The sequence below is a fragment of the Streptococcus oralis genome (genome assembly GCF_026782235.1).
Classification (GTDB): Bacteria; Bacillota; Bacilli; order Lactobacillales; family Streptococcaceae; genus Streptococcus; species Streptococcus oralis_CC.
On record NZ_JAKUWE010000001.1, the window covers coordinates 48,594 to 68,905 of the forward strand.

Sequence of the window (20,312 nt, forward strand, 5' to 3'; positions counted from 1 at the left end):
CCGCTGTGTAATTCTTGGTCTTTTTGTTTGTGTTTTCAAAATATATAATAAAGTTACAAAAACAATTCAAATAAAGGAGAACAGTTATGGAAGTCATTTCAAGTGTTCTAAATTGGTTTTCTAGCAATATTTTGCAGAATCCCGCATTTTTCGTGGGTCTCTTGGTACTAATTGGGTATGCGCTTTTGAAAAAGCCAGCTCATGAAGTCTTTTCAGGATTTGTAAAAGCGACAGTTGGTTATATGTTGCTGAACGTTGGTGCGGGAGGCTTGGTTACCACTTTCCGTCCGATCTTGGCAGCGCTCAACTTTAAATTTCAAATTGGTGCGGCAGTTATCGACCCTTACTTTGGACTAGCAGCCGCAAATAACAAAATTGCAGCTGAGTTTCCTGATTTTGTCGGAACTGCAACAACAGCCCTTTTGATCGGTTTCGGGGTCAATATTCTGCTAGTGGCTTTCCGTAAACTCACCAAAGTGAGAACTCTCTTTATCACAGGGCATATCATGGTGCAACAAGCAGCAACTGTTTCTCTTATGGTTCTCTTCTTGGTTCCACAATTGCGCAATGCTTACGGTACAGCGGCTATCGGAATTATCTGTGGACTTTACTGGGCAATTAGCTCAAACATGACTGTTGAAGCAACTCAACGTTTGACTGGTGGGGGTGGCTTTGCGATTGGTCACCAACAACAATTTGCTATTTGGTTTGTAGATAAAATCGCAGGACGTTTTGGTAAGAAGGAAGAAAGTCTAGACAATATTAAATTGCCTAAATTCCTCTCTATCTTTCATGATACAGTAGTTGCCTCTGCGACCTTGATGCTGGTCTTCTTTGGTGCTATTCTCTTGATCTTGGGACCAGAAATCATGTCAAATAAAGAAGTAATCACTTCAGGAACCTTGTTCAATCCTGCTAAGCAAGACTTCTTCATGTATATTATCCAAACAGCCTTCACCTTCTCAGTTTACTTGTTTATCTTGATGCAAGGTGTCCGCATGTTCGTATCTGAGTTGACAAATGCCTTCCAAGGTATCTCAAGTAAGCTTTTGCCAGGTTCATTCCCAGCGGTGGACGTTGCAGCTTCTTATGGATTTGGCTCTCCAAACGCTGTTTTGTCAGGTTTTGCCTTTGGTTTGATTGGTCAATTGATTACAATCGTTCTACTCATCGTCTTCAAAAATCCTATCCTTATCATCACAGGATTTGTACCGGTATTCTTTGATAATGCAGCTATCGCCGTTTACGCTGATAAACGTGGTGGTTGGAAAGCGGCAGTTATCTTGTCCTTTATCTCAGGTGTACTTCAAGTTGCCCTTGGTGCTCTTTGCGTAGCCCTTCTCGACTTGGCGGCTTATGGTGGTTACCATGGAAATATCGACTTTGAATTCCCATGGCTTGGATTTGGCTACATCTTCAAATACCTTGGTATTATTGGTTATGTGCTTGTTTGCCTCTTCTTGCTTGTCATTCCTCAAATTCAATTTGCCAAAGCTAAAGATAAAGAAAAATACTATAACGGCGAAGTACAAGAAGAAGCTTAGAATTTAGAAAAGGAGAAATAAAATGGTTAAAGTATTAGCAGCATGTGGAAATGGTATGGGTTCATCAATGGTTATCAAGATGAAGGTGGAAAATGCGCTCCGCAAGCTAAACCAAACAGACTTTACAGTAAACTCATGCAGTGTCGGCGAAGCTAAAAGTTTGGCAGCTGGCTATGATATCGTTATCGCCTCTCTTCACCTGATCCAAGAATTGGAAGGGAGAACAAATGGGAAGTTAATTGGGCTTGACAACTTGATGGATGATAAAGAAATCACTGAAAAACTCAGTCAGGCACTATAGAAGGTTGGAGGGGGCTGGACAGAAACTGTGAAGACTGGGTTCTGTCCTAGTCCCTCTTTACATAAAGGAGGCAACTATGAATTTAAAACAGGCTTTGATTGAAAATAATTCAATTCGATTGGGACTTGAGGCGGCTGATTGGAAAGAAGCAGTTAAGTTAGCGGTGGAACCCTTGATTGAAAGTGGCGCAATTTTACCAGAGTACTATGATGCGATTATTGAGTCAACAGAAGAATATGGTCCCTACTATATTTTAATGCCAGGGATGGCTATGCCCCATGCTAGGCCAGAGGCAGGTGTTCAGCGGGATGCTTTTTCACTGATTACCTTGCAAAAATCAGTTGTTTTTTCAGATGGAAAAGAAGTATCCGTCTTACTAGCTTTGGCTGCGACAAGCTCAAAGATTCATACAAGTGTAGCGATTCCACAAATTATTGCCTTGTTTGAGTTGGAAGATTCCATTGCCCGCTTACAAGGATGCCAGAGCAAAGAAGAAGTTTTGGATATGATTGAAGAATCAAAAAATAGTCCATACCTCGAAGGCTTGGACTTGGAAAGCTAAAAAGGAGTAGGAAGATGACAAAAAGAATACCAAATTTACAAGTTGCACTAGACCATTCAGATTTGCAAGGCGCCATTAAGGCTGCTGTAGCTGTTGGTCATGAAGTGGATATCATCGAAGCTGGTACTGTTTGCCTACTTCAAGTAGGGAGCGAATTAGTAGAAGTCTTGCGTAGCCTTTTCCCAGATAAGATCATCGTTGCAGACACCAAGTGTGCGGATGCTGGTGGAACGGTTGCCAAGAATAATGCTGTACGTGGAGCGGACTGGATGACTTGTATCTGCTGTGCAACCATTCCGACTATGGAAGCTGCTCTTAAAGCCATCACAGCTGAACGTGGAGATAGAGGTGAAATCCAAATCGAACTTTATGGAGACTGGACTTTTGAACAGGCTCAACTCTGGCTTGATGCGGGAATTTCCCAAGCAATCTATCACCAATCTCGTGATGCCCTGCTTGCTGGGGAAACTTGGGGCGAAAAAGATCTAAACAAGGTCAAAAAATTGATTGATATGGGCTTCCGTGTGTCTGTTACGGGAGGACTGGATGTGGACACACTCAAACTCTTTGAAGGAGTGGATGTCTTTACCTTTATCGCAGGTCGCGGAATTACCGAGGCAGCAGATCCAGCAGGCGCAGCACGTGCCTTTAAGGACGAAATCAAACGAATTTGGGGGTAATCTATGGCACGTCCAATTGGAATCTATGAAAAAGCTACACCCAAGCATTTTACTTGGTTGGAACGCTTGAATTTTGCAAAAGAATTGAGCTTCGACTTTGTTGAAATGTCGATTGACGAGCGTGATGAACGTTTGGCTCGTCTTGATTGGAGCAAGGAAGAACGATTGGAAATCGTGAAAGCCATCTATGAAACAGGAATCCGAATTCCGTCCATCTGTTTTTCAGGTCATCGTCGCTATCCAATGGGTTCAAACGATCCAGTTCTAGAAGAAAAATCGCTGGAACTGATGAAAAAATGTATCGAACTAGCTCAGGATTTGGGAGTTCGTACGATTCAGTTAGCTGGTTATGACGTTTATTATGAGGAAAAGTCCCCTCAAACACGTGAACGTTTCATCAAAAACCTCAGACAAGCTTGTGTCTGGGCGGAGGAAGCTCAGGTCATCTTAGCTATTGAAATTATGGATGATCCTTTTATTAATAGCATTGAAAAGTACTTGGCTGTTGAAAAAGAGATTGATTCACCTTATCTTTTTGTTTATCCAGATATTGGTAATGTCTCAGCTTGGCATAATGACGTTTACAGTGAATTTTATATCGGGCACCATGCCCTTGCAGCCCTCCACCTCAAGGATACCTATCCCGTGACCGAAACTTCAAAAGGACAATTCCGAGATGTTCCTTTTGGAACTGGCTGCGTCAACTGGGAAGCAGCTTTTGATATTTTGAAAAAGACCAACTATAATGGTCCTTTCCTAATCGAGATGTGGTCTGAAAACTGTGAAACAGTAGAAGAAACCAAAGTGGCTATCAAAGAAGCACAAGATTTCCTCTACCCATTAATAAAGAAAGCGGGTTTGATGTAAGATGAATCAAGTAATCAATGATATGAGAAAGCGTGTCTGCGAAGCTAATCAATCTCTTCCTAAACACGGCTTGGTTAAATTCACATGGGGCAATGTCTCAGAAGTGAATCGTGAGCTAGGCGTGATTGTTATCAAGCCATCGGGAGTAGATTATGATAAATTGACTCCTGAAAACATGGTGGTGACAGATTTGGATGGGAAGGTACTTGAAGGTGATTTGAGACCATCTTCCGACCTACCAACTCACGTGGAATTATATAAAGCTTGGCCTACCATTGGTAGTGTGGTTCATACTCACTCGACAGAAGCAGTGGGTTGGGCACAGGCGGGACGTGATATTCCATTTTATGGGACCACACATGCCGACTATTTTTATGGACCAATTCCTTGTGCTCGTAGCTTGACTCAGGATGAAGTTGAAGTAGCGTATGAAAAGGATACAGGTTTGGTCATTCTGGAAGAATTTGAACGTCGCGGTCTCAATCCGGTTGAAGTACCAGGGATTGTCGTTCGCAACCACGGTCCATTCACATGGGGCAAGAACCCTGAAAATGCAGTTTACCATTCAGTGGTTCTCGAAGAAGTTTCCAAGATGAACCGTTTCACAGAGCAAATCAATCCAAGAGTTGAACCTGCACCACAGCACATATTGGAAAAACATTACCAAAGAAAGCATGGACCAAATGCCTACTATGGTCAAAAATAAAAAACGGGCAATTGAAAAGAGGCTTGGAGGTATCTAGGCCTCGCTTTTGCAATAAACCTGAAAAGCAAACGAGCCCAATGATAAATATTATCATTGAAATATTTTTATTAAAGTGCTATGATAGGGAGACTGTTTGATTGATTGGTCCCGAATAATAGGAGGATAAGATGGTATTAGATAAAACGAGTTGTGAGCTATTGATGTACCTCCTGGATCAAGAATCTCCCAAAACGATTATGACCATTTCCAAAGATTTGGGTCAATCAAGGAGAAAGGTCTATTATCACGTTGATAAAATTAATGATGCATTGGGCAATCCTGAACACCACCTTGTTAGCCTTCCTCGTATTGGTATCTACTTAACGGAGGAGCAGAGACTTGCTTGTCAGCAACTTTTATCCGAAGTTGACTCCTACGATTATGTGATGAGCGGGGAAGAACGCATGCAGATGATGTTATTTTGGATTGGAATTTCCAAAGAACGCATCACTGTCGAAAAACTGATGGAATTAACAGAAGTTTCGCGGAACACCGTTTTGAATGATCTCAATACCATCCGTTACCAGTTAAGCCTAGAACAGTATCAGGTAACCCTGCAAGTAAGTAAATCACAAGGTTATTATCTTAGCGCCCACCCCTTAAATAAAATTCAGCATCTTCAATCGCTCTTATACCATATCTTTATGGAAGGAAATGGAGCTTTTGTTACCATTCTTGAAGATAAGATAAAGGATAGATTCCAAGGAGAGTTGCTTTTGTCTAGACAAATGCATCAATTTCTCAAGGAGCAAGTCCCTCTGGTTGAACAGGATTTAGGGAAAAAAATAAATCATCATGAAGTGACCTTTATGTTGCGAGTGCTTCCTTATCTGCTTTTAAGTTGTGATAATATCACGCGTCATCAAGAAAAGCATCAGGATATTGATCAAGATTTTTCCTTGATTCGTAAGAGAATAGAGTACAGAGTATCTGAAAGGCTGAGTGAGCGCCTTTTTGAGACATTTGAAATTTCTTTATCGGAACTCGAAATTTCTCTGTTGGCCATTCTCCTTTTATCCTATAGAAAGGATAGAGACGTCCATGCGGAAAGCGAAGACTTTCACCAGCTGAAAGTCACTTTAGAGGAATTTATTTGGCATTTTGAATCACAAACCAAGATGGAAATCGAAAACAAGGAAGACTTGTTACGTAACCTGCTGATTCACTGTAAGGCTTTGTTGTTTAGAAAGACCTATGGCATCTTTTCTAAAAATCCTCTTACTAAGCAAATCCGTTCCAAGTACAGCGAGCTCTTTATCATCACCAAAAAATGTGCCGAGATTTTGGAGGAAGCCTGGCTTGTACGCTTGACGGACGATGAGATTGCTTATCTGACGATTCACGTTGGTGGATTTTTGAAATACACTCCATCCTCGCAGAATGCCACCAAAAAAATTTATCTGGTTTGTGACGAAGGAGTAGGGGTTTCTAAACTGTTGCTCAAACAATGTCGTTTCTATCTTCCCAACGAACAAATCGGGGCAGTTTTCACAACAGAACAGTTTAAAAGTGTTGAGGATATTGCCTTGGTGGATTTGGTGATTACAACAAATGATGAACTAGAGAGTCGCTTCCCTGTCTTAAAGGTCAATCCTATCTTGGAGGCAGAGGATATCTTGCGTATAGTTGATTATCTGAAAAACAAGGTTTTTCGAAAAGACGGCAGAAGTTTCAGCGAAAATTTATCAACCATTATTTCAACTTATATACCGGATAAGCGTGCCGCAACGAAACTGCAGCAGGAGATTCAAAGTCTGATAAATCAAGAATTACTTATCCAGTCCTTTTTTGAAGAGTTATAACATGACAGTCCAATGATGAACACAAACCTGTGTTTTTCTTGGTCTTTTTTAATTTTCGGGCGGGTGTTATACTAAGTATGAAATGAAAACTTGAACAAAAAATGGAGGATGTCATAATGCCAAACGTAAAAGAAATTACAAGAGAATCATGGATTCTAGCGACTTTCCCAGAATGGGGAACATGGCTCAACGAAGAAATTGAAGAAGAAGTCGTTCCTGAAGGCAATTTTGCTATGTGGTGGCTAGGCAACTGTGGAACTTGGATTAAGACACCTGGTGGTGCTAACGTTGTGATGGACCTTTGGTCAAATCGCGGAAAATCTACTAAAAAAGTTAAAGATATGGTCCGTGGGCACCAAATGGCTAACATGGCAGGTGTACGTAAATTGCAACCAAACTTGCGTGTTCAACCGATGGTCATTGACCCATTTGCAATCAATGAGTTAGACTACTACTTGGTTTCCCACTTCCATAGCGATCATATTGATCCTTATACAGCCGCAGCTATTTTGAATAATCCAAAATTGGAACATGTTAAATTCATCGGACCTTACCATTGCGGACTTATCTGGGAAGGCTGGGGAGTGCCAAAAGAACGCATTATTGTAGTTAAACCAGGTGACACCATTGAACTCAAAGACATGAAGATTCATGCTGTGGAATCTTTTGACCGTACTTGCTTGGTAACTTTGCCAGTCAACGGTGCTGATGAAACAGGTGGAGAATTGGCAGGTTTGACTGTTACTGATGAAGAGATGGCTCAAAAAGCTGTTAACTATATTTTTGAAACACCAGGTGGTACTATTTATCACGGTGCAGACTCTCACTTCTCAAACTACTTTGCGAAACACGGAAAAGACTTTAAGATTGATGTTGCTTTGAACAACTATGGTGAAAACCCAGTTGGTATCCAAGACAAGATGACTTCAATTGATCTTCTTCGTATGGCAGAAAATCTGCGTGCTAAAGTCATTATCCCAGTTCACTATGACATCTGGTCAAACTTTATGGCTTCAACCAATGAAATTTTAGAACTATGGAAGATGAGAAAAGACCGTTTGCAGTACAACTTCCATCCATTTATCTGGGAAGTAGGAGGTAAGTACACTTATCCTCAAGATCAGCACCTAGTAGAATACCATCACCCACGTGGATTTGATGATTGCTTCGAGCAAGATTCGAATATCCAATTCAAAGCTTTGCTATAAAAACTGTTCAAATGATGTAAATTATTATCTGGAGGTTATCCGTATGTTGCACTATACGGATAATTTTCATATAATAGTAAAATAGGATGTGTGATTTATTAATCACCTCAAAGAGAAAGGAAATTCTATGTCAAATCTATCTGTTAATGCAATTCGTTTTCTAGGTATTGACGCCATCAACAAAGCAAACTCAGGTCACCCAGGGGTGGTTATGGGGGCTGCTCCAATGGCCTATAGCCTCTTTACAAAACAACTTCGTATCAATCCAGCCCAACCAAATTGGATTAACCGCGACCGCTTTATTCTTTCAGCAGGACACGGATCTATGCTTCTCTATGCCCTTCTTCACCTTTCTGGTTTTGAAGATGTCAGCATGGATGAAATCAAGAGCTTCCGCCAATGGGGTTCCAAAACACCTGGTCACCCAGAATTTGGTCATACAGCAGGGGTTGACGCGACAACTGGTCCTCTAGGTCAAGGGATCTCTACTGCTACTGGTTTTGCCCAAGCAGAACGTTTCCTTGCAGCGAAGTATAACCGCGAAGGCTTCAATATCTTTGACCACTATACTTATGTGATCTGTGGAGATGGAGACTTGATGGAAGGTGTCTCAAGTGAGGCGGCTTCATATGCAGGCTTGCAAAAACTTGACAAGTTGGTGGTTCTTTATGATTCAAATGACATTAACTTGGATGGTGAGACAAAGGATTCCTTTACTGAAAGTGTTCGTGATCGCTACAATGCCTACGGCTGGCATACAGCCTTGGTTGAAGATGGAACAGACTTGGAAGCAATCCATGCGGCTATCGAAGCAGCTAAGGCTTCAGGCAAACCATCTTTGATTGAAGTGAAGACTGTTATTGGATACGGTTCTCCAAATAAACAAGGAACGAATGCGGTACACGGTGCTCCTCTTGGAGCAGACGAAACTGTAGCAACACGCCAAGCCCTTGGTTGGGACTATGAACCATTTGAAATTCCAGAGCAAGTTTATGCTGATTTCAAAGAAAATGTTGCAGACCGTGGCGCATCAGCTTATCAAGCTTGGACTAAATTAGTTGCTGACTATAAAGAGGCTCATCCAGAACTGGCTGCAGAAGTAGAAGCCATTATCGACGGACGTGATCCAGTTGAGGTGACTCCAGCAGACTTCCCAGCTCTAGAAAACGGCTTCTCTCAAGCAACTCGTAATTCAAGTCAAGATGCTTTGAACGTTGTGGCAGCTAAGTTGCCAACCTTCCTAGGTGGATCAGCTGACCTAGCTCACTCAAACATGACTTATATCAAAACGGATGGACTTCAAGACGACGCTAATCGCTTGAACCGCAACATTCAGTTTGGTGTTCGTGAATTTGCAATGGGAACGATCTTGAACGGGATGGCCCTTCATGGTGGACTTCGTGTATACGGTGGTACTTTCTTCGTCTTTTCTGACTATGTGAAAGCAGCTGTTCGCTTGTCAGCCTTGCAAGGACTTCCTGTGACTTATGTCTTTACTCACGATTCAATTGCAGTTGGTGAAGATGGTCCAACTCACGAACCAGTTGAACACTTAGCAGGTCTCCGTGCTATGCCAAATCTCAATGTTTTCCGCCCAGCAGATGCGCGTGAAACTCAAGCGGCTTGGTACCTTGCAGTGACAAGCGAGAAAACACCAACTGCCCTTGTCTTGACACGCCAAAACTTGACTGTTGAAGAGAGAACAGACTTCGACAAGGTTGCGAAAGGTGCCTATGTTGTCTATGAAAATGCGGCAGACTTTGATACAATCTTGATTGCGACAGGTTCAGAGGTCAATCTAGCTGTCGCAGCTGCCAAAGAATTAGCTAGTCAAGGCGAAAAAGTCCGCGTAGTCAGCATGCCATCTACAGATGTCTTTGATAAACAAGATGCAGCGTACAAGGAAGAAATCCTTCCAAATGCAATTCGCCGTCGTGTTGCAGTCGAAATGGGTGCAACTCAAAACTGGTACAAATATGTTGGCCTTGATGGTGCAGTTCTCGGTATTGATACTTTCGGAGCATCTGCCCCAGCACCAAAAGTATTGGCAGCGTACGGATTTACGGTAGAAAATCTAGTCAAAGTCGTTCAAAACTTGAAATAATCACAAAAATCAGAGTGAAAACTCTGATTTTTTATAACCATAAAAACAAGGTACAACCTTGTAAAAGTAGCTGAAATTTGATATAGTAGTCCTATGTAAAATACAAAGGAGAAAATAATGAATCCAAATATTACTTTTTTAATCATGCTTGTAGGTATGATGGCCTTGATGTTCTTTATGCAACGTTCTCAAAAGAAACAAGCTCAAAAGCGTATGGAAAGCTTAAATAAACTTCAAAAAGGCTATGAAGTTATTACAATTGGCGGCCTTTACGGAACAGTGGATGAAGTAGACACTGAGAAGAGAACAATCGTACTTGATGTAGATGGCGTTTATTTGACTTTTGAATTGGCTGCTATCAAGACAGTGTTGCCACTCAAAGAAGCTGTGACACCAGAAGGAACAGTTGTTGACGAAGGCGGAGCAATCGAAGAATAAAACGGGACCTGTCACTCCCGTTTTTCTATGAAGTGAGAGGAAAAGGGATGAGAAAAATAGTATTTGTTTGCCTAGGAAATATCTGCCGTAGCCCCATGGCAGAGTTTGTGATGAAATCCATGACGAGCGATTACCAGATTGAGAGTCGTGCCACGTCATCATGGGAACATGGCAATCCGATTCATAAGGGAACGCAAGGAATTTTCCAGCAATATCGGATCCCGTATGACAAAGACAAAACATCACTCCAGATTCGTAGAGAAGATTTTGAGTCATTTGATTATATTATCGGTATGGATGCTTCAAACGTTTCAGATCTGCGTCAAATGTGTCCTCAGAAATTGCAGTATAAGATCTACCCTTTTGCATCTGAAAGTGTTCCAGATCCTTGGTATACAGGAGATTTTGAGGAAACCTATGCTCGCATCACAAGTGGATGTCAAAGCTGGCTAGATCGATTAGAAAATGAGAGTGACAATGGAAAAGCTTAAACAAATCTATGAAAAGTATAGAGTTTACCTAACTCGCCCTAGGCTAGAGTTCATTGCAGTAGTCGTAATTGCACTCTGTGCCCTTTCAGTATTTCTACTAAATACACCTAAAAAGGGTGCCCTGACACTTGATGGCGGTGCCCTTGTTTATGATGGTACCCTGGTACGAGGAAAAATGAATGGCCAAGGAACTCTGACCTTTGAAAATGGAGACCAATATACAGGTGATTTCAATAATGGAGCCTTTAATGGAAAAGGGACTTTTCAATCAAAAGATGGCTGGAAATACGAAGGGGATTTTGTAAATGGTCAGGCTGAAGGTCAAGGGAAGTTGACTACAGAGCAAGAAGTTGTTTATGAAGGGACCTTTAAACAAGGCGTTTTTCAGCAAAAACAGTAGTCTCCAAGTTAGGAGACTATTTTCAAAACCAAAAAAGAAAACGCTTTCTTGTCTCGAATTCGATAAATAACTATCAACTAGAAAAACTTTGTGAAATAAAAAAATTTTTTCCATAATTTCACAATCATCCAAGCAAAACTCTATTGCATAGCTATATTGAGAAAAAAATCACAAACTTAGAAAAATTCTTTGTGAAATACTTATGAAACTGTTTACAAAGCATAAAAAAAGAGTTATAATGAACTTGTGAAAAAATTAACAAAGGATAACATCCTTAAAGGCTATGGAGGATAATATGGCTGATAAAAAAACAGTAACACCAGAGGAAAAACAACTTGCTGCTGAAAAGCATGTCGACGGTCTCGTGAAAAAAGCCTTGGTTGCGCTTGATGAAATGCGCAAGTTGAACCAAGAGCAAGTTGACTACATCGTAGCAAAAGCGTCTGTTGCAGCACTTGATGCGCACGGTATCCTTGCACAACACGCAGTTGAAGAAACTGGTCGTGGTGTATTTGAAGATAAGGCGACAAAAAACCTATTTGCTTGTGAACACGTAGTGAACAATATGCGTGGAGTTAAAACAGCTGGAGTTATCGAAGATGATCCAATTACAGGTTTGACGAAGATTGCAGAGCCAGTCGGAGTTATTTGTGGTATCACTCCAACAACAAACCCAACTTCAACAGCGATTTTCAAATCATTGATTGCTTTGAAGACACGTAACCCAATTGTTTTCGCCTTCCACCCATCAGCTCAAGAATCTTCTGCTCATGCTGCACAAATCGTTCGTGATGCAGCCATCGCAGCCGGTGCACCTGAAAACTGTGTTCAATGGATTACAGAGCCATCTATGGAAGCAACTGGGGCACTTATGAACCACGAAGGTGTTGCGACTATCCTCGCAACTGGTGGGAATGCTATGGTTAAAGCTGCATACTCATGTGGGAAACCAGCTCTTGGGGTAGGTGCCGGAAACGTTCCTGCCTACGTAGAAAAATCTGCTGACCTTCGTCAAGCTGCTCATGACATCGTGATGTCTAAATCATTTGATAATGGGATGGTCTGTGCATCAGAACAAGCGGTTATCATTGATAAAGAAGTGTATGACAAATTTGTAGAAGAATTCAAATCATACCATACTTACTTTGTCAACAAGAAAGAAAAAGCGCTTTTGGAAGAATTCTGTTTTGGTGCAAAAGCTAACAGCAAGAACTGCGCTGGTGCAAAATTGAACCCAAATATTGTTGGTAAACCAGCAGCATGGATTGCTGAGCAAGCAGGATTCAAAGTACCAGAAGGTACAAATATCTTGGCTGCTGAATGTGCAGAAGTTGGAATTAAAGAACCATTGACTCGTGAAAAATTATCACCTGTTATTGCAGTTTTGAAAGCTGAAGATACTGAAGATGGACTTAAAAAAGCTCGTCAAATGGTTGAATTTAATGGTCTAGGACACTCAGCTGCTATCCATACAAAAGACGAAGCTCTTGCAAAACGTTTCGGTACGGAAATAAAGGCAATGCGTATTATCTGGAACTCTCCATCTACCTTTGGTGGTATCGGTGATGTATACAACGCCTTCATTCCATCATTAACACTTGGATGTGGTTCATATGGACACAACTCAGTTGGTGATAACGTATCCGCTATCAACCTTCTTAACATCAAGAAAGTAGGAAAACGTAGAAATAATATGCAATGGTTTAAAGTTCCTTCAAAAATCTACTTCGAACGTAACTCAATCCAATACCTTCAAACTTGCGAAGGTATCGAACGTGTCATGATTGTTACCGATAAATCAATTGAAAAACTCGGTTTTGTACAACGTGTGATTGACCAATTGAATCTTCGTAAAAACAAAGTCACGATTCAAGTCTTCTCAGATGTTGAACCAGATCCAGATATCACAACAGTTCGTCGTGGTGTTGAAGTAATGCGTTCGTTTGAACCAGACACTATCATTGCCCTTGGTGGTGGTTCACCAATGGATGCAGCTAAAGGTATGTGGATGTTCTATGAACAGCCAGACGTTGACTTCGGTGACCTCGTTCAAAAATTCATGGATATCCGCAAACGTGCCTTCAAATTCCCATCACTTGGTAAGAAAGCACAGTATATTGGTATTCCAACAACATCTGGTACAGGTTCAGAAGTAACACCGTTTGCAGTTATCTCTGACAAGGCAAACAACCGGAAATACCCAATCACTGACTACGCTTTGACACCAACCATTGCAATTGTTGACCCTGCTTTGGTAGAATCTGTTCCAGCATTTATTGCTGCTGACACAGGTATGGATGTCTTGACACACGCAACTGAAGCTTATACTTCTAACTTTGCCAATGACTATACAGATGGTATTGCTCTTCAAACCATCAAGTTAGTCTTCAAATACTTGGAAAAATCTGTAAAAACAGCTGACCCAGAAGCCCGTGAAAAGATGCATAATGCCTCTACAATGGCTGGTATGGCCTTCGCCAATGCCTTCCTTGGAATGAGTCACTCAATGGCGCATAAGATTGGTGCTGTTCACCACACCATTCACGGACGTACAAATGCTATTTTACTTCCTTATGTTATCCGTTATAATGGAACTCGTCCATCTAAAACTACAACATGGCCTAAGTACAATTACTGGAAAGCTGATGAAAAATTCCAAGATATCGCTCGTATGCTAGGTCTTCCTTGCTCAACACCAGAAGAAGCGGTTGAAGCTTATGCCAAAGCAGTTTACGATCTTGGTGAAGCAGTTGGAATCACAATGAACTTCAAAGGCTTTGGTATCGATGAAAAAACTTGGAAAGACAGCTTGCATGAGATTGCCTTACTTGCTTACGAAGATCAATGTTCACCTGCTAACCCACGCTTGCCAATGGTAGCTGACATGGAAGAAATCATGGCAGATGCTTACTATGGCTATGCAGAACGACCAGGACGTCGTAAATAATCGTTTATCAGCCTAGAGGCAGGAGAAATCCTGTCTCTTTTTTGTGAACTCAGATAGACCTGGAATTAAGGTTGAGTGTGGAACTGGAGATAATATACGAACATTATAAAAGATTGTAGGGATATATTTAAAAATTAAAGAATAAGTGAGTGAAAAAGAGTGGAAAAGTAGAAAAGCAAGAGAGAAAATCAACGCCCGTACTTGCAATTCAACTCAAATAGTTATATAATAGGTTTGTTGAAAGGTGATTTGTAGTGATTCAAGTTACTCTTTTCACAATAAAATTTTCATGATTTTCATAAGGAGGAAATCACTAATGGTAGTTAAAGTTGGTATTAACGGTTTCGGACGTATCGGTCGTCTTGCTTTCCGCCGTATCCAAAATGTAGAAGGTGTTGAAGTTACTCGTATCAACGACCTTACAGATCCAGTGATGCTTGCACACTTGTTGAAATACGACACAACTCAAGGTCGTTTCGACGGTACTGTAGAAGTTAAAGAAGGTGGATTCGAAGTTAACGGTAAATTCGTTAAAGTTTCTGCTGAACGTGATCCAGAGCAAATCGACTGGGCTAACGACGGTGTAGAAATCGTTCTTGAAGCAACTGGTTTCTTTGCTACTAAAGCAGCTGCTGAAAAACACTTGCACGCTGGTGGTGCTAAGAAAGTTGTTATCACTGCTCCTGGTGGATCAGATGTTAAAACAGTTGTATTTAACACTAACCATGACATTCTTGATGGTACTGAAACAGTTATCTCAGGTGCTTCATGTACTACAAACTGTTTGGCTCCAATGGCTAAAGCTCTTCATGACAACTTCGGTATCGTTGAAGGTTTGATGACTACTATCCACGCTTACACTGGTGACCAAATGGTTCTTGATGGACCACACCGTAAAGGTGACCTTCGCCGTGCTCGTGCTGCTGCAGCTAACATCGTTCCTAACTCAACTGGTGCTGCTAAAGCAATCGGTTTGGTTATCCCTGAATTGAACGGTAAATTGGACGGAGCTGCTCAACGTGTTCCTGTTCCAACAGGTTCTGTAACTGAATTGGTAGCAGTTCTTGATAAGAACGTTACTGTTGATGAAGTAAACGCAGCTATGAAAGCAGCTTCTAACGAATCATACGGTTACACTGAAGATCCAATCGTATCTTCTGATATCGTAGGTATGTCATTCGGTTCATTGTTTGACGCAACTCAAACTAAAGTTCTTGACGTTGACGGTAAACAATTGGTTAAAGTTGTTTCATGGTATGACAACGAAATGTCTTACACTTCACAACTTGTTCGTACTCTTGAATACTTTGCAAAAATCGCTAAATAATTCTTGAGTCGATAAAAAAGCAAGGCTTTCTGGCCTTGCTTTTTTATATATAAGAATAGATGATAATGTCATCCATTCTTTTTTAATTCTTTTTCAAAAGTATCCGATAGAACAGTGAAACTCAATTTTTCTAAGGTGAGTGGATGGGTAAAAGAAAGGCGAAAGGCATGAAGCATAAGCCGACTTGTTTTTGATTTACTATTATAGAGAGGGTCGCCCAAGATAGGATGCTTGTGATGAGAGAGGTGAACACGAATCTGATGCGTTCGACCGGTCTTTAGCTTGCAACGAACCAGAGAAGTCTTATTTGGGAATTGCTTTAATCGACTGATATGTGTTTCAGCGTATTGCCCATTTTTGGGATCTACTACTCGTTTTCTGCGATCATGACGATCACGCCCGATTTTATCTTGGAAGATAAGTTCTTTATTCCCTATGTGCCCCTCTACGAGTGCCCAATACTCACGAACGATTTCCTTTTTCTCCAACAAACGATTGAGAATAGGAAGGATAAAAGGATTTTTGGCAAAAAGCACTAAACCGCTTGTTTCCATATCCAGACGATGAACAACATAGCAAGTTTGACCAACGTAGGCAGAGACATGGTTGAGAAGGGCAATTTCATCTGGTTGATTACCGTGTGTTTTCGTGCCTTCGGGTTTGTTGACGATAATGAGATGTTGGTCTTGGTAAATCTCCTGAACAAGGTCTGGGTTGCCCAAAAGGATTTTCTTTGTGGGATAATCTTCCTCGTCAAAAGTCAATTGACAAATATCCCCTGGCTTCACCATCTCGTTCCAGTGAACTTCTTCGTGGTTAATTAAGATGTTCTTCTTTATTCTCAAAAAATGGCGGATTTTTCTAGGGATGAGGAGTTGCTCCTCTAGGAATTGTTTGACCGTCATTTGAGGCAGGGATTCGGGTAATGTAAATGTGAATTGCATACAGATATTGTAACAAAAAAAGCCCTATTTGGATAGGTAGTAGCTAAATTCTTGAGTTCCCATGGTGAAGATGATAAAATAAACGCATGAAATTAGATAAATTATTTGAGAAGTTTCTTTCTCTCTTTAAAAAAGAAACGAGTGAATCGGCGGAGTCGGATTCTACTAGTATGCGTCGTTCTCGGAGCGATAGAAAAAAATTGTCACAAGTAGGGCCAATTCGGAAATTTTGGCGTCGTTATCATCTGACAAAGATTGTCATCATTTTAGGGTTAAGCGCTGGCTTACTTGTGGGAACCTACCTATTTGCGATAGCCAAGTCTACCAATGTCAATGACTTACAAAATGCCTTGAAAACGCGAACTCTGATTTTTGACCGCGAAGAAAAAGAGGCAGGAGCTCTATCCGGTCAAAAGGGAACCTATGTTGAGCTGGCAGATATCAGCAAAGACTTGCAGAATGCTGTCGTCGCGACAGAGGACCGTTCCTTCTATAAAAATGATGGGATTAACTACGGTCGTTTCTTTCTAGCCATCCTTACAGCAGGCCGTTCTGGAGGGGGGTCCACCATCACTCAACAGTTGGCGAAAAATGCCTATCTTTCCCAGGACCAGACAGTTGAACGGAAGGCCAAGGAGTTTTTCCTTGCCTTAGAGTTGACAAAGAAATACAGCAAGGAGCAAATCCTTACTATGTACCTCAATAACGCCTATTTTGGAAATGGGGTGTGGGGTGTTGAAGATGCAAGTAAGAAATATTTCGGTGTATCGGCTTCACAACTAACGCTTGATCAGGCGGCAACTCTAGCAGGGATGCTCAAGGGGCCAGAATTGTATAATCCATTAAATTCTGTTGAAACTTCAACCAACCGTAGGGATACTGTTTTGCAAAATATGGTTGCAGCGGGTTATATTGATAAAAATCAAGAGACCGAAGCAGCTGGAGCAGATATGGCTTCTCAACTGCAAGATAAGTATGAAGGGAAGATTTCGGATTATCGTTACCCGTCTTATTTTGATGCAGTTGTCAACGAAGCAGTTTCCAAGTACAATCTCACAGAAGAGGAAATTGTCAACAACGGCTATCGAATCTATACAGAACTTGACCAAAACTACCAAGCCAACATGCAGGTTGTTTACGAAAATACCTCACTATTTCCAAAGGCAGAAGACGGAACACATGCTGAATCAGGTAGTGTTGCTTTAGAGCCTAAAACAGGTGGGGTGCGTAGCGTTGTTGGTAGTGTAGCTGGCGATGACAAACCAGGCTTCCGCAATTTCAACTATGCCACTCAGTCTAAGCGTAGCCCAGGCTCAACTATCAAACCTTTAGTGGTTTATACGCCTGCAGTAGAAGCAGGATGGGCCTTAAACAAGCAACTGGATAATCATACGATGCAGTACGATAGTTATCAAGTGGACAATTATGCAGGGATTAAGACTTCTCCTGAAGTACCTATGTATCAGGCTTTGGCGGAATCACTCAATTTACCGGCAGTTGCGACTGTAAATGCATTAGGTATTGACAAAGCTTTTGACGCTGGGGAGAGATTTGGCCTGAATATGGAAAATGTTGATCGAGTTCTTGGAGTCGCTCTCGGTGGAGGTGTAGAGACGAATCCCCTCCAGATGGCACAAGCCTATGCAACCTTTGCTAATGAAGGTCTGATGCCTGAAGCGCATTTTATCACTCGTATTGAAAATGCCAGTGGTCAGGTCATCAAGAGTCATAAAAATTCTCAAAAACGAGTGATTGATAAGTCGGTAGCCGATAAAATGACCAGTATGATGCTAGGAACATTTACCAATGGTACAGGAATTAGTTCGTCGCCAACAGATTATGTTATGGCTGGAAAGACAGGTACTACTGAGGCCGCTTTTAATTCAGTATATACTAGTGACCAGTGGGTGATTGGTTATACTCCAGATGTGGTAATTACCCACTGGCTCGGTTTCCCAACGACGGATGAGAACCATTATCTAGCAGGTTCGACCTCAAATGGAGCAGCCCACGTCTTTAGAAGTATGGCTAATACCATTTTGCCTTACACTCCAGGTAGCACTTTTACAGTTGAGAATGCTTATAAACAAAATGGGATTGAACCAGAAAATACGAAAAAGCAAGTTGTTGAAAATGAGACAAACCAGTCTGAGGACCCGATAGGAGATATTCGTAGTCGCGCACAAAATCTTGTAGATGAAGCAGGACGTGCGATTTCAGAAGCTAAGATAAAAGAAAAAGCCCAGACAATATGGGACTCAATCCTTAATCTATTTCGTTAAGAGGCTTGTCAAAGCCTAGGTTTCTTGTTATAATAGATAAGATGGAGGCGTTATGGCACTAAAAAAAGCAAGCCTAGCTTGTGCAGTTTGTGGTTCAAGGAATTACTCAATCAAAATTAGTGGGAACCCCAAGCCAACACGACTAGAAGTAAATAAATTTTGTAAACATTGTGGAAAATATACGACACATAGAGAAACGAGATAGGAGAGAACGATGGGTTTTATTAAGGATATTTTTAAACTTCTTAAAGAAACAACGTGGCCAACTCGCAAGGAAAGCTGGAGAGATTTTCGCTCTATTATGGAATACACAGCCTTCTTTGTGGTCATCATTTACATTTTTGACCAGTTGATTGTTTCAGGTTTGATTCGATTTATTAACATTTTTTAGAAGAAAGGCGGAGAAGTTCTGCTAACTTCCTTCTATATGTATGAAAGGAAATATCATGGATAGTTTTGACAAGGGATGGTTTGTTCTACAAACTTATTCTGGCTATGAAAATAAGGTAAAAGAAAATCTATTGCAACGTGCGCAAACGTATAACATGTTGGATAATATTCTACGCGTTGAGATTCCAACACAAACCGTGCAAGTTGAGAAAAATGGAAAGAAAAAAGAAATTGAAGAGAATCGCTTTCCGGGTTATGTCCTTGTAGAAATGGTCATGACCGATGAAGCGTGGTTCGTTGTTCGAAACACACCGAACGTAACAGGATTCGTCGGGTCTCACGGTAACAGATCAAAACCAACTCCGCTATTGGAACAAGAAATCCGTGATATTCTGGTTTCAATGGGACAAACTGTTCAAGAGTTTGATATTGACGTTGAAGTTGGTCAGACTGTCCGCATCATTGATGGCGCTTTTGCAGACTACACAGGTAAAATTACTGAAATTGATAACAATAAAGTGAAGATGATTATCTCTATGTTTGGTAATGATACGATTGCAGAAGTAAACCTAAACCAAATTGCAGAATTATAACCCCAGAGAGGCCTTGCCTCTCTTTTTATGTGCCGTTGAGGGAGGAAGAAGTATAGAATAGAGGAAATGGGCCCATGGGATCGTGCATTTTGCTAAACTAAATGCAGAAAGGAGAGGTCTATGAATCTGAAGGAACTATACGAAGAAACGAAGGGCATTGTCCATAAGTGTCGCAAAGATTATCATTTGCATCTGTGGGAGAAAGAGGACTGGGACCAGGAAGGCATGTTATGTCTGTATGAGCTGGTGAGTCGCAACCCAGAGTTACTAGAGGGCGAGCACCATCAACTATATGTTTGCTTTAAAACAAAATTTAGAAATCGTATTCTAGATTACATCCGTAAACAGGAAAGCCACAAGCGACGTTTTGACAAAGAACCCTATGAAGAGGTGAGTGAGATTAGCCATCGTCTAGGAGAAAAAGGACTCAGACTGGACGATTATTATCTCTTTCACGAACTTCTAAAGAATTACAAATCAAAGCAGAGTATGGAAAAACAAGAGTTAATAGACCGTCTCATGGGAGGAGAAGTCTTTAGAGGACGTAAAGCTCTCCTGAGAGAACTTTCCCTTATCTTTTCAGAATTTCGGTAAAGAGGTAAAAAAGATCTTGACAAAGTAGGAAAAGTAGGTATAATAGAAAGAGTTGAAAAGCTCAAGGTCCGTTGGTCAAGGGGTTAAGACACC

At 41.1% G+C, this 20,312-nt stretch carries 20 protein-coding genes; 19 read left to right on the forward strand and 1 reads right to left on the reverse strand.

The annotated features are described in order from the left end of the window. Nucleotides 1-86: 86 nt before the first annotated feature. The 14 genes from MK396_RS00350 (at nucleotide 87) to gap (ending at nucleotide 15,416) form a co-directional block, all read left to right on the forward strand. Nucleotides 87-1,544, forward strand: coding sequence for a PTS ascorbate transporter subunit IIC (locus MK396_RS00350; protein ID WP_000452078.1), 1,458 nt, complete (start codon nucleotides 87-89; stop codon nucleotides 1,542-1,544). A gap of 22 nt (nucleotides 1,545-1,566) precedes the next feature. Continuing rightward, nucleotides 1,567-1,845 carry a PTS sugar transporter subunit IIB gene (locus MK396_RS00355; protein WP_000241470.1) on the forward strand — a complete coding sequence of 93 codons (279 nt, stop codon included), beginning with the start codon at nucleotides 1,567-1,569 and terminating at the stop codon, nucleotides 1,843-1,845. Between the two features lie 76 nt (nucleotides 1,846-1,921). Next, entirely contained in the window at nucleotides 1,922-2,407 is a 486-nt protein-coding gene (locus MK396_RS00360) for a PTS sugar transporter subunit IIA (protein ID WP_001049934.1), read from the forward strand. Nucleotides 2,408-2,421: 14 nt separating this feature from the next. Continuing rightward, nucleotides 2,422-3,087: a 3-keto-L-gulonate-6-phosphate decarboxylase UlaD gene (locus MK396_RS00365; RefSeq protein WP_000166723.1), complete on the forward strand. Its 666-nt coding sequence runs from the start codon at nucleotides 2,422-2,424 to the stop codon at nucleotides 3,085-3,087. Between the two features lie 3 nt (nucleotides 3,088-3,090). After that, the gene (locus MK396_RS00370) at nucleotides 3,091-3,954 is read left to right on the forward strand and encodes an L-ribulose-5-phosphate 3-epimerase (protein WP_000113588.1); all 864 of its coding nucleotides are present in this window, start codon (nucleotides 3,091-3,093) and stop codon (nucleotides 3,952-3,954) included. Nucleotide 3,955: 1 nt separating this feature from the next. After that, entirely contained in the window at nucleotides 3,956-4,660 is a 705-nt protein-coding gene (locus tag MK396_RS00375; RefSeq protein WP_001077565.1) for an L-ribulose-5-phosphate 4-epimerase, read from the forward strand. 167 nt (nucleotides 4,661-4,827) lie between these two features. Then, on the forward strand, nucleotides 4,828-6,501 hold the full coding sequence (locus MK396_RS00380) for a BglG family transcription antiterminator (RefSeq protein WP_000242141.1): 1,674 nt from the start codon (nucleotides 4,828-4,830) through the stop codon (nucleotides 6,499-6,501). Between the two features lie 116 nt (nucleotides 6,502-6,617). After that, nucleotides 6,618-7,709, forward strand: coding sequence for an L-ascorbate 6-phosphate lactonase (ulaG, locus tag MK396_RS00385; protein ID WP_001134225.1), 1,092 nt, complete (start codon nucleotides 6,618-6,620; stop codon nucleotides 7,707-7,709). A 127-nt stretch (nucleotides 7,710-7,836) separates the two neighbouring features. After that, the gene (gene tkt, locus MK396_RS00390; RefSeq protein ID WP_268723332.1) at nucleotides 7,837-9,813 is read left to right on the forward strand and encodes a transketolase; all 1,977 of its coding nucleotides are present in this window, start codon (nucleotides 7,837-7,839) and stop codon (nucleotides 9,811-9,813) included. Nucleotides 9,814-9,930: 117 nt separating this feature from the next. After that, the gene (gene yajC / locus MK396_RS00395) at nucleotides 9,931-10,251 is read left to right on the forward strand and encodes a preprotein translocase subunit YajC (protein WP_001069055.1); all 321 of its coding nucleotides are present in this window, start codon (nucleotides 9,931-9,933) and stop codon (nucleotides 10,249-10,251) included. A 47-nt stretch (nucleotides 10,252-10,298) separates the two neighbouring features. Next, the gene (locus MK396_RS00400; protein WP_125841196.1) at nucleotides 10,299-10,742 is read left to right on the forward strand and encodes a low molecular weight protein-tyrosine-phosphatase; all 444 of its coding nucleotides are present in this window, start codon (nucleotides 10,299-10,301) and stop codon (nucleotides 10,740-10,742) included. Beyond that, nucleotides 10,729-11,142, forward strand: a complete 414-nt coding sequence (locus MK396_RS00405) for an MORN repeat-containing protein (RefSeq protein WP_000413196.1) — start codon at nucleotides 10,729-10,731, stop codon at nucleotides 11,140-11,142. Before MK396_RS00400 ends, MK396_RS00405 begins: the two co-directional genes overlap by 14 nt. A gap of 295 nt (nucleotides 11,143-11,437) precedes the next feature. Beyond that, nucleotides 11,438-14,089, forward strand: a complete 2,652-nt coding sequence (gene adhE / locus MK396_RS00410) for a bifunctional acetaldehyde-CoA/alcohol dehydrogenase (protein WP_268723333.1) — start codon at nucleotides 11,438-11,440, stop codon at nucleotides 14,087-14,089. Nucleotides 14,090-14,405: 316 nt separating this feature from the next. Continuing rightward, entirely contained in the window at nucleotides 14,406-15,416 is a 1,011-nt protein-coding gene (gap, locus tag MK396_RS00415; protein WP_221161247.1) for a type I glyceraldehyde-3-phosphate dehydrogenase, read from the forward strand. Nucleotides 15,417-15,484: 68 nt separating this feature from the next. Here the strand turns inward: gap and MK396_RS00420 are convergent, their stop codons facing one another. Then, complete coding sequence (locus MK396_RS00420; RefSeq protein WP_326845825.1) at nucleotides 15,485-16,360, reverse strand: RluA family pseudouridine synthase; 876 nt, start codon at nucleotides 16,358-16,360, stop codon at nucleotides 15,485-15,487. Nucleotides 16,361-16,446: 86 nt separating this feature from the next. Here MK396_RS00420 and pbp2a point away from each other — a divergent pair, with 86 nt between their 5' ends. From pbp2a to MK396_RS00445, 5 genes are all read left to right on the forward strand, one after another. Then, entirely contained in the window at nucleotides 16,447-18,642 is a 2,196-nt protein-coding gene (gene pbp2a, locus MK396_RS00425) for a penicillin-binding protein PBP2A (RefSeq protein WP_268723334.1), read from the forward strand. A 52-nt stretch (nucleotides 18,643-18,694) separates the two neighbouring features. Next, complete coding sequence (rpmG, locus tag MK396_RS00430) at nucleotides 18,695-18,847, forward strand: 50S ribosomal protein L33 (RefSeq protein WP_001809375.1); 153 nt, start codon at nucleotides 18,695-18,697, stop codon at nucleotides 18,845-18,847. 9 nt (nucleotides 18,848-18,856) lie between these two features. Next, nucleotides 18,857-19,033 carry a preprotein translocase subunit SecE gene (gene secE, locus MK396_RS00435; protein WP_000505776.1) on the forward strand — a complete coding sequence of 59 codons (177 nt, stop codon included), beginning with the start codon at nucleotides 18,857-18,859 and terminating at the stop codon, nucleotides 19,031-19,033. 55 nt (nucleotides 19,034-19,088) lie between these two features. After that, nucleotides 19,089-19,625: a transcription termination/antitermination protein NusG gene (gene nusG / locus MK396_RS00440; protein ID WP_000376728.1), complete on the forward strand. Its 537-nt coding sequence runs from the start codon at nucleotides 19,089-19,091 to the stop codon at nucleotides 19,623-19,625. Nucleotides 19,626-19,745: 120 nt separating this feature from the next. After that, the gene (locus MK396_RS00445; protein ID WP_268723335.1) at nucleotides 19,746-20,219 is read left to right on the forward strand and encodes a sigma-70 family RNA polymerase sigma factor; all 474 of its coding nucleotides are present in this window, start codon (nucleotides 19,746-19,748) and stop codon (nucleotides 20,217-20,219) included. Nucleotides 20,220-20,312: the final 93 nt, after the last annotated feature.